Below are 9,413 nucleotides of genomic sequence, written 5' to 3' on the forward strand. Positions count from 1 at the left end.
AACCTCATCCCACAGTGGTGACCATGCTGAACCGAGTAGCCGTCCTGTCCGACATTCATGGAGTCCTGCCTGCCCTGGAGGCCGTGCTCGCCGAACCGGACGTGAGCACCGCCGATCGCATCGTGCTGACCGGCGACATCACCGCCGGCCCGCAGCCGGCCCAGGTCCTCGACCTGCTGACCGGTCTCGGTGACCGCATCGTCTGGATCAGCGGCAATGCCGACCGCGAACTTCTCGAATACCGCCGAGGCCAACGCGACTCGATCCCCGATCCGATTGCTCCCTGGGCCGCTGAACAGCTACGCGAAGACCACCTCGACCTTCTCAGCCGACTGCCCCGATCACTCGCTCTGCCGGTGCGCGGCCTGGGGATGGTGCCGCTTTGCCATGCCACCCCTCGTGACGATGAGGCGGTCGTCCTTGTGGACTCACGCCTTGACCGCTGGCGAGAAGTCTTCAGCGAGCTCGACTCCGATGTCCGCACGGTGGTCTGCGGGCATACACACATGCCGTTCGTCCGCCTCGCCCTCGGCCGACTCGTGATCAACCCCGGCAGCATCGGCATGCCCTACGGGCGGGCGGGGCCCACTGGGCGCTTCTGGGCCCCGGCGTCGAACTGCGATCGACCGGATTTGACGCCAAGGCTGCCATCGCTCAGGTCATACAGGACTCCTCCTACCCCGAAATCGCCGAGTGGGCCGACTACTTCCTTAACGCTCGGGCAACCGACGCAGACGCTCTCGAAGCCTTCGCGTCGCGGGACGGACGCAGTGATGCACCGTGACACAGCACACCACCATTCTCTTGGACCTCCCATCAAAGGGTGTGATCTGCACCGCAATCATGGACGCGGAATGCAACACAGCCGACGGACTGCGTCACGAAAGGATCCACATCGACACGCCTGCTCAATCGCCACACGAGGTCATCCGCACACGGCCTCTGCGGACACAAGACACACCATGGGGATGCTCACCGACCAGTTCCCCGGATCCGAGATTGCCCTGGGCATCCAGCTCAAGCACATCGCCACCCGCGCCCTGGCCAACCGCTCCACCCGCGGCTACGCCGCCTCCGACCCGGCCTGGGCCGATCACCTCCAGGACGCGCTCGACACCGCGAAGTTCCGCCGCCTCAAGGACCTCTACAGCACCCACACCAGCCGCGACAACATCGGCTTCGGGCCCGGAGCCGACCGGATCAAGGAGGCGTTCGACCAGGTCCAGGCCACCGTCGCAGCCCGCGGTGGCGACGCCCGGACCGAGGACACCCTCCTGCTCAAGGCCCGGATCACGATCCGCTTCGGCACCCTGAACCACTGCCTGTTCGACGAAGCGAACCCGGCTGGCGCCGCCTGCCTGGAGAACGCGATCGTGCCCGCCAGCCACACCGGCCCCCTCGACAACCGCTGCCGCCCCGACCGCTGCCACAACAGCATGATCGGCCCCGAGCACCTCCCGATCTACGACTCCCATCGGCGCACCCAGCTCAAGCTCCTCGACACCGCTGGCCTGCTAGTCGTCCGCAGGGCGCTGATCAACCGCGAGCTGGAACGCACCGAAGCCGTCCTCGCCCAGACCCGTCTGGAAGAACAGCCATGACCAACGACCGCACCCTCACCGAGGACGGCGTGACCGCCAAGACCGCCGGCGCCCTGCGCAACGTGATGCAGCGCCTCTTCGACGGCCGTCCCCAGCACACCGACGGACGTCTCACCAAGGAGAACCTCTGGAAAGAAGCCAAGGTCAGCAGGGCCACCATGAACCGAGCCGCCGCGATCCTCGCGACCTGGGACGCCCACGTCACCGAGCACGGCACCGCCACCCCGGGCGAAGCCCGCCGCGACGAAGAGATCGCCCAGCTCCGCCGCAAGCTCACCGAGAAGACCCGCGAGTGCACCTTGCTGGGCCGCCGCCTGGACGCTGCGGCCACCGCCATTGCGGCCCTGCACCACGACAACACCCTGCTCCGGCAGGAGATTGCGGTCAGCGGAGGGGCACATCACGCCCCTCCGTCCGACGCCAACGCCAACGCCAACGCCAACGCCAAAGGGTTGGATATGACCCCGGACAAGTCGACACCCGACACCGCTTTGGTGCCCGTGTCCAGCTTGTGCCCCCTGACCGCGGTTCTTGGTTTGCTGCATGATGGAGATGGAGGAGGCCCCGCCCCTGACGGGGCGGGGCGGACAGACGGACTTCACTACGTGATCATTGACCGGGTTCCTAGGCCATGGGTCAGCCGATCAGGTAGTGGAGTCCGTCGAGCATCAGCTCTACGACGACACCGCCGATTACGGCGGCGACGACCGCACCGCGCATCGTGGCGACGTTCAGCCAGTGCGACCGGTTCTTCGGGCTCACTTCTCCTCACCTCCCTCCAGTTGGGGAGCGGACTCGGCTTCCGCTCGAAGCCGGCCGGGCGGCAGCGGCTGGGCGAATTCGGTGAGGGGGCCGAGGCCGGCAGACGCTTCCTCCGCGGCCTTCGTCATGGCCTCCTTGGTCTTGTTGTCCACGTTCAGGTCGTAGGGCGGGCTGAAGGAGTACAAGGTCCTCCGGCCATAGCCGGTGACGGTCTCGGTGGTCTCGTAGACCTCGGCGTCGACCTTGGTGAGCACCTTCGCGTCAACGAGGTTGTTGATGCCCCGGCGGAGCGTCGCCTCTGAGATGCCGTAGTAACCGGCGAAGGTCGCGGTCTGCGGCAGGGGGAAGGTCGGCTTGCGGAGGCTCATGCCGATAAGCAGCGCGATCTTGCCGGACATGTCGAGCCGCTTGTGGAGCCCGTCGCGCCAGTACGCGTACGGGAGGCGGAAGTACACCTCCTTGCGGGCAGCACCTCCGTTCGGAACCGTGTACGGCCCGCCGCTGCCGTCTTCGAGCAGCTTGGTCACTTTGGCGAGCCGACCCTTGGTGCTGCGGGTCACCAGGCCGAGCCCGGCGAGCCGGTTCCACAGGCGAGAGACCGACGAGCCTGCGGAGCCGTCGGTCGCGAAGGTGAGACCTGTGGCCCGACCCCAGGTCTCGGCTCGTTCGACGGCGCCGAAGTCGCCGCCGCTGGTGACCGCGTAGAACAGCAGGAGGAGATCCAGGGCCTTCTCGTGCCGCACGAGCCGACTGAGCGGACCGGGCTTCTGGACTAGGGCCACCCCGTCCTCGGTGTCCTGGACGAATGCACGCCGAATCGGCACCGCGTCACCGCGGCGCTTGGACTGCTGGAGCAGCAGCTCGATGGTCTCCGCCTGCGGCAAGACGCCCCGGTTGTAAACCGGCATCGGGTCGGAGGCGGTCGTTGATGTCCTCTGCACCGCTCCAGTCTGACGGTGCGGAACCTCCACACGGGCGTGCGCTGCCTAGGACGGCACCCGGCTAACCACGCCCTCGGCCGGTCCTATCAACGCCTATGACTACTATCACGCCAACTATCAGTCCAGTTTGGCTGCCGGTGGGCGCATCGACCGAGGCATGCCTAGGAGAAACGCATCCAAACCAAAACGATCATTGACGTTTCAGAAAATGATCACGGTAACTGAATGCCGCGACCACGGTTTAACTCAAGTCACGATCACGGCTCTGCGGGAAGGAGGAGGTGGTGGCGTCGGCTCGGGCACTAGCTCTGACGACGGCTCAGCACAACTCGCCAGGCTTGTACTTCGTCACCGCCTCGGCTGCCTTGTCCCACACCCATACCTCGGACTGCCGCCACAATGTTGGTAGGGCCATCGCCGGTTGCGTGCCTTCGGCCGGATCAGATGGATCAAGATCGTCGCCCGTCGCAATGTTCATCTGTGCGTCCGTCTCCACAAGGGACGGTCGCCAGTTGATGTCGCCGATCAAAATGGCGTTGCATCCGCCGATCTTCAGAAGGCCGTCGGAGCGCGGTATCCGCCACTCTCGCTCATGCATCCAGGTCGAGGCTGGCGACGTGCGTACCGCCCAGTGGGCGAGCCCTGCGGCCTTGAATCTGGCGTACACCTCATCGGACACGTACGCGACGGATCCGCCCTGCAAGCCGAGCAAGGTCTTCCGGCTTCCGACGATGCCCCAGGGAGAGAACCTCTGCTGACGTATGAGGTGGGCAAGGTGGTCGGGCGGGCTCTCGGAGAAGCACACACACGGTACGGACGCTCCGAACGGAGCGAAGGCACGGAACTGCTCCTCGCGCAGGATCGCGTCCAGCCGCTGTTGTGGAGTCATCGCCCGGATCTCCAGCGGAACCTCTGACGGGCGCTCACCCAGACGGCCCGTGAAGTGGAAGAGATCGTCACTCTGCGCCGGGCCCACGAGCCCAAGATCACTCACGTACATCCTCCCTATCGCCCGAACTCCTCTCGGGCGCAACCAGTCTGACGTAGCGAGACTCAGCCTTGACAGTCCGGTAGGTAGGAGGCGCTAGCCCATCACGCTAGATGAATGAGTCCGATCGCTGACCTGGCCGCGACCATGACGAAGGGTGCCCGTTGGTTGGTTTGTGAAGACGAACCTGGACACCCTTCTGACGGCACTGTACGTGTTCATCGACGATCACGTGGCCCCTCGTCACCGGATCGGGCGACCTCCGCGGCTGTCGGATGCGGAACTGCTGTGTCTGGCCGTGGCGCAGGTGCTGCTCGGTTTCCCCTCCGCACGGCACTGGCACCGCTTCGCGGGCAGCCGGCTGCGGCACCTGTTCCCGTACCTGCCCGGGCAGTCCGGCTACAACAAGCGTCTGAACACCGCGGGTCCGCTGATCTCGCAGGTCATCGGGGCGCTGGCCGGGCAGGTGCCGAGCTGGCACGACGACCTGCGGCTGATCGACTCCACACCCGTGCCGTGCGCCGCCTCCCGGGAGACGGTCAAGCGCTCGGCCCTGGCCGGCACCGCGGGATACGGCTACTGCGCCAGCCACTCCCGCTTCTTCTGGGGGCTTCGGCTCTACCTGCTGACGACCGCCGAGGGCATGCCGGTCACCTGGTGCCTGGCCAACCCGAAGCTCGGCGAGCGCGAGGTGGTCCGGGCGATGCTCGGCCGAGACCCGCACCTCGTACGCCGCGGGCAGGTCATCCTCGGCGACAAGGGCTTCGCCGGGGCAGCGTTCGAGGCCTTCGTCACCGACGAACTCGGGGCACACCTCGTACGGCCCGACCGCCGGGGCGAGCCTGCCCGCTTCGGCAGGCTCGCCCGGGTCCGCCAGTGGATCGAGGCCGTCATCGACACCCTCAAAGGCCAGCTCAGCCTGGAACAACACGGCGCCCGGACCGAAGCAGGCGTCTTCGCCCGTACCGATCAACGCCTCCTCGCCCTCGCCACCGCCATCTGGCACAACTGGGCCATCAACGCTCCGATCAAGCGATCACTCATCGCATATGACCACTGAGGACATCGGACTCATTCATCTAGTTCGGGCAGTCCTCCACTGGGGTGAACTCGGGGCGCAGGTTTCACAGCTCAGTCGCGGCTCATGAGACACCTCGTCCGCGAAGAACACCTGCACGTCCACGTGGTGCCGCGGAATCCGAAGGACGGGCTGCGCGGGTTCTTCTGGCCCCGGCGGCGGTATCCGGACGAGGCGGGGGCGGCCGAGGTCGCGGCCCGGCTGCGGGAGGCGCTGGAGGGCTGAGGTCCGCTGCCGCGTACCGCGCGGGGCGTACCTCCACAGGCGCATCGGAGGGGGTCGAAATCGTTTTCCGGGCGGACGACTTCGGTCGGCGGGGGAGCCTACCCTCGGCTCATGAACGAACTCGCCTCCCTCGTGCAACAGACGGTCGACCGGCTCGCGGAGCGGCACGTCGGTGCGGTGGTCGCCGGGCTGGCCGGTGGCGACGTGGAGATCCGTGGTGCCGGACGGACCGGGCCGGGCGGCGGGGTGCCCGGACCGCACACGCTGTTCGAAATAGGGTCCGTCACCAAGGTGTTCACCTCGCTCGTGCTCGCCCGGCTGGTCCTCGACGGGGGCGTCCAGGTGGACGAGCCGCTCGCCGAGGTGCTCACCGGGGCGCCGGGCGGGCACGCCGCGGTCCCGGCCAAGGGTCGGCAGCCGATCACCCTCCGCCACCTCGCCACCCACACCTCGGGGCTCCCCCGGCTGCCGCGCGGCATGGCGGTGCGATCGCTGCTGTCCCCCAACGACCCCGACCCGTACGCCGGTTGTACCGCCGAGCGAATACTCGACGGGCTCGCCCGGACGCGGCTGCGGGCCACACCGGGGCGCAGCTTCCGCTACTCCAACCTCGGCGCCGGGCTGCTCGGCCTGGCCCTCGCGCAGCGGTCCGGCACCGGGTACGAGGAGTTGGTGGCCCGCGAGGTCTGCGAGCCGCTGGGCCTGGTGGACACCTGTGTGCGATCGGACGCGGAGCGGTCCGCACGGCTGGCCCACGGGCACACGGGGGGCGGGCGGCCGGTGCCGCACTGGGAGTTCGCGGCCGTGCCAGGGATGGGCGGGCTCCGGTCGACGGCCGCCGACCTCGCGGTGTTCCTGCGGGCCCAACTCACCGCCGAGCGCGAGCCGGACGCGCCGCTCGCGCCCGCGATCGCCCTCACCCGGGAGACCCGCCACCGGGTCAACCCGTTCGCCTGGACGCACCTGGGCTGGCTCGGCCACCGGCTGCACACCCAGCAGGGCGGGCACCTCCAGATCTGGCACAACGGGGGCACGGGCGGGTTCAGGTCCTTCGTGGCCTTCGACCCGGAGAAGCAGGTGGGCGTGGTGGTGCTGGCCAACACCCGCCGCCCGGCCGATCCGGCCGGCACCGCGCTGCTGCGCAGGCTGCAGAACGAGTTCGCGACGACGGCCTGAGGGCTCGGACGCCGCTCCGCTGCGGCCGGGGGATTTCGACCCGAATGTGCTGATCGGCACTGTTGTCGGAGGTGGCGGGCGGTCGATCCTGAGCATCCGACGGTTGCGGCACTCCGAGGGGCCGCGGAGCGGAAGGAGCTCGGCATGACAGTGGATCGGTCGGCGGCGCGCGTGCTGCCGCACGGCCCGGGAGGCGTTCGCCTCGTCCGTACCCACCCCCGTGGCGAGGGGCTCCAACCGGGGCGCGATGATGGCGGAGCCGATTCGGGCCAAAAGGTGTCGATTGGCACTGTCGTCTCAGGCGACGAACGGTCGATGCTGGGGATTCGACAGTCGCGGTTCCGCTTGGGGAGTCCGCCGGGTGAGAGGGGGCCGACATGGCGGTGACGTGGCCGCCGACGCGGGTGCGGTCGGCCGGTGCGACCGGTGTGACCGGCCCAGTCGGCCCGGCTGGTTCGGCCAGTTCGGCCGGTTCGGCCGGCCCGGTCGGCTCCCCTGACCAGGCCGGACGGCTCGGCCCGGTGGTGCGGGTGTACCGGCGGTTCCGGCCGCTGCCCCGGCGGGCGCGGCTGTGGGTTCACTTCTTCGCGGTGGCCGTCGCCCTGGCCGCCTGTCTCGTGCTCGGGGAGTGGTGGCCCGCGCCCGTGCTGGCGGCCGCCGCGGTGGTGGCGGTGAGCGAGTACGAGCGGCTGTGGCCGTCGCCCGGGCTGCGGTCCGTACGGGTCCACGAGGGCGGGCTGGTGCTGGTCTCGGCGGGCGGCGGCGAGGAGTCACTGCCCTGGAGCGCCGTGGAGGCCACCGAGTACTCCCCCGGCGGGCCGTGCGGAGAGCACGAGCACGGACGAATATGGCCGGCCGGCGCGGAGGAGCCGCTGGTGCTGGCACACCTGCGTGGGCTGGCCGGGCTGTTCCGGGAATCGGAGGAGCGCCTCTCCCCCGGGCTCCGGGCCGCCCTGCACGAGACGCTGCGTACCGAGGGGAGCGTCCGCTTCGCCCGGGGGCGGCTGACGGTGACGGCCGGCGGGCTGGTGCACCGGCCGCCGCACCCACTCGCCGCGACGGAGGCCCACCGGTGGGCGGAGGTGCACTCGGCCCGGGCGTCCGACCTCGGCGAGCTGGAGATCCGGACGCGCCCGGCCGGCCTCCCGCTCACCTTTCCGGTGCCCAACGCCCGTGCGGCGGCGGACTTCCTGGAGGACCTCAGGGCGGCCGCTGCCATCGGGTGGCCACCCTCGGACGACCACCCCCTAGGGGGCCACGAGCCCTTCCCGGAAGGGATCACTACACCGCTGAGTCGACGTCAGTTCCCTTGACAGCGGCCTACGGTCTCGGACATGAGCCGACTCCGAACGACCGCCGCTGCGGCGGCCCTGCTGCTCGCGCTGCCGCTGTCCGTCGCCACCGCCGTACCCGCCCTGGCCGCGCCGCCCACCGCCTCGACGACCATCCCGGCCGGGACGCCCGCCCCCGCCGCCGCCCGGGTCGAACTGCCGCGCCCTACGGGCCCGTACGCGGTCGGGCAGGAAGTCCTGCACCTGGTGGACCAGGACCGCCCGGACCCGTGGGTGCCCTCCGCCGGCCCACGCCAGCTGATGGTCTCGATGTACTACCCCGCACACGCCGGAACGGGCACCCCGGCCCCCTACATGACCACCGCCGCCGCCCAGGCGCTGCTGGACGGGAAGCTGCCCGGCGGCCCCATCCCGGCCGAGGCGGCGGCCGGCACCCGTACCTGGGCCGAATCCGGCGCCCGGCCGAAGGGCGGCCACTACCCCCTGGTCCTCCTGTCGCCCGGCTTCACCATGCCCCGGGCCTCGCTCAGCAGCCTCGCCGAGGACCTGACCAGCCACGGCTACGTCGTCGCCCTGATCGACCACACCTACGAGAACACCGGCACCACCTTCCCCGACGGCCGGACCCTCCCCTGCGTGATGTGCGGCCAGCTACGGACGCGGGAGGCGTGGCAGGGCCTGGACCAGAGCCGGGCGAAGGACGCCTCCTTCGTCCTCGACCGCCTGACCGACCGACCCCACCCGGCCTGGCGCCACGCCCGGCTGATCGACCGCGACCGGATCGCCATGGCCGGACACTCCGCCGGCGGCGCCGCCACCGTCCCCGCCCTGCTCACCGACGACCGGATCCGCGCCGGGGTGAACCTCGACGGCTTCATGGACCTCCCGGTGCCGGAGTCCGGCATCGGCGGCAAGCCCTTCCTGATGATCAACCACGCCGGCGACGACAAGGCGGCCAACTGGAACGAGAGCTGGTCGCGGCTGGACGGCTGGAAGCGCTGGCTGACCTTCGACGGCACCAACCACGGCAGCTTCACCGACTTCCCGCTCTTCTTCGACGCGTACGGCATCCCCCAACCGTCCGGGACCACCACGTCGAGCCTGCGCGGCCTCGAGCTCACCCGCCGGTACGTCCGGGCCTTCTTCGACCTCCAGCTGAAGGGCATCCCGCAGCCGCTGCTCGACGGACCGACCGCCACCGACCCGGAGGTGCGGTTCACCCACTGAGGGCCGCCCCTGGTCACCGCCCCCGGGGTGACAGCGTTCCCGGGTGACAGGGGTCCCTGGCGGGGCCGTCGGCACGGCGCCGGCGGCCCCGGCGGCGTGCGGCCCCTCGGTGTGCGGCCCCGA

General features: G+C 69.8%; 9 protein-coding genes and 1 pseudogene. 7 read left to right on the forward strand and 3 right to left on the reverse strand.

The genetic code is table 11. The annotated features are described in order from the left end of the window. Positions 1 to 23: 23 nt before the first annotated feature. Both BU198_RS28750 and BU198_RS28755 read left to right on the forward strand, forming a co-directional pair. Positions 24 to 784: pseudogene (locus tag BU198_RS28750) on the forward strand (metallophosphoesterase family protein). Positions 785 to 962: 178 nt separating this feature from the next. After that, complete coding sequence (locus BU198_RS28755) at positions 963 to 1,601, forward strand: hypothetical protein (protein ID WP_188299775.1); 639 nt, start codon at positions 963 to 965, stop codon at positions 1,599 to 1,601. A gap of 636 nt (positions 1,602 to 2,237) precedes the next feature. Here the strand turns inward: BU198_RS28755 and BU198_RS43485 are convergent. From BU198_RS43485 to BU198_RS28765, 3 genes are all read right to left on the reverse strand, one after another. Then, positions 2,238 to 2,363: a hypothetical protein gene (locus BU198_RS43485; RefSeq protein WP_262987077.1), complete on the reverse strand. Its 126-nt coding sequence runs from the start codon at positions 2,361 to 2,363 to the stop codon at positions 2,238 to 2,240. Next, positions 2,360 to 3,304 carry a hypothetical protein gene (locus BU198_RS28760; RefSeq protein ID WP_188299776.1) on the reverse strand — a complete coding sequence of 315 codons (945 nt, stop codon included), beginning with the start codon at positions 3,302 to 3,304 and terminating at the stop codon, positions 2,360 to 2,362. The genes BU198_RS43485 and BU198_RS28760 overlap by 4 nt, the downstream gene beginning before the upstream one ends. A 319-nt stretch (positions 3,305 to 3,623) precedes the next feature. Continuing rightward, a complete protein-coding gene (locus BU198_RS28765; RefSeq protein ID WP_188299777.1) occupies positions 3,624 to 4,298 on the reverse strand; it encodes a hypothetical protein in 675 nt (224 codons plus the stop codon). A 169-nt stretch (positions 4,299 to 4,467) separates the two neighbouring features. Here BU198_RS28765 and BU198_RS28770 point away from each other — a divergent pair, with 169 nt between their 5' ends. From BU198_RS28770 to BU198_RS28790, 5 genes are all read left to right on the forward strand, one after another. Next, on the forward strand, positions 4,468 to 5,352 hold the full coding sequence (locus BU198_RS28770; RefSeq protein ID WP_188299778.1) for an IS982 family transposase: 885 nt from the start codon (positions 4,468 to 4,470) through the stop codon (positions 5,350 to 5,352). Between the two features lie 84 nt (positions 5,353 to 5,436). Further along, positions 5,437 to 5,595 (forward strand): hypothetical protein, encoded by a 159-nt coding sequence (locus BU198_RS28775; protein WP_411293246.1) that lies wholly within the window; start codon positions 5,437 to 5,439, stop codon positions 5,593 to 5,595. Between the two features lie 111 nt (positions 5,596 to 5,706). Next, positions 5,707 to 6,771 carry a serine hydrolase domain-containing protein gene (locus tag BU198_RS28780; protein ID WP_188299779.1) on the forward strand — a complete coding sequence of 355 codons (1,065 nt, stop codon included), beginning with the start codon at positions 5,707 to 5,709 and terminating at the stop codon, positions 6,769 to 6,771. A gap of 428 nt (positions 6,772 to 7,199) precedes the next feature. Further along, positions 7,200 to 8,084 (forward strand): hypothetical protein, encoded by an 885-nt coding sequence (locus tag BU198_RS28785; protein ID WP_188299780.1) that lies wholly within the window; start codon positions 7,200 to 7,202, stop codon positions 8,082 to 8,084. A 21-nt stretch (positions 8,085 to 8,105) separates the two neighbouring features. After that, the gene (locus BU198_RS28790; protein ID WP_188299781.1) at positions 8,106 to 9,290 is read left to right on the forward strand and encodes an alpha/beta hydrolase family protein; all 1,185 of its coding nucleotides are present in this window, start codon (positions 8,106 to 8,108) and stop codon (positions 9,288 to 9,290) included. Positions 9,291 to 9,413 lie beyond the last annotated feature (123 nt).

Origin of the sequence: Streptomyces sp. CBMA156 (genome assembly GCF_014596515.1) — a bacterium.
GTDB lineage: Bacteria > Actinomycetota > Actinomycetes > Streptomycetales > Streptomycetaceae > Kitasatospora.

Bases quoted from the DNA above. Each gene is read 5' to 3' on its own strand.
- BU198_RS28780 (WP_188299779.1), top strand. From the start codon at position 5,707: ATGAACGAACTCGCCTCCCTCGTGCAACAGACGGTCGACCGGCTCGCG.
- BU198_RS28755 (WP_188299775.1), top strand. From the start codon at position 963: ATGGGGATGCTCACCGACCAGTTCCCCGGATCCGAGATTGCCCTGGGC.
- BU198_RS28775 (WP_411293246.1), top strand. From the start codon at position 5,437: ATGAGACACCTCGTCCGCGAAGAACACCTGCACGTCCACGTGGTGCCG.
- BU198_RS28790 (WP_188299781.1), top strand. From the start codon at position 8,106: ATGAGCCGACTCCGAACGACCGCCGCTGCGGCGGCCCTGCTGCTCGCG.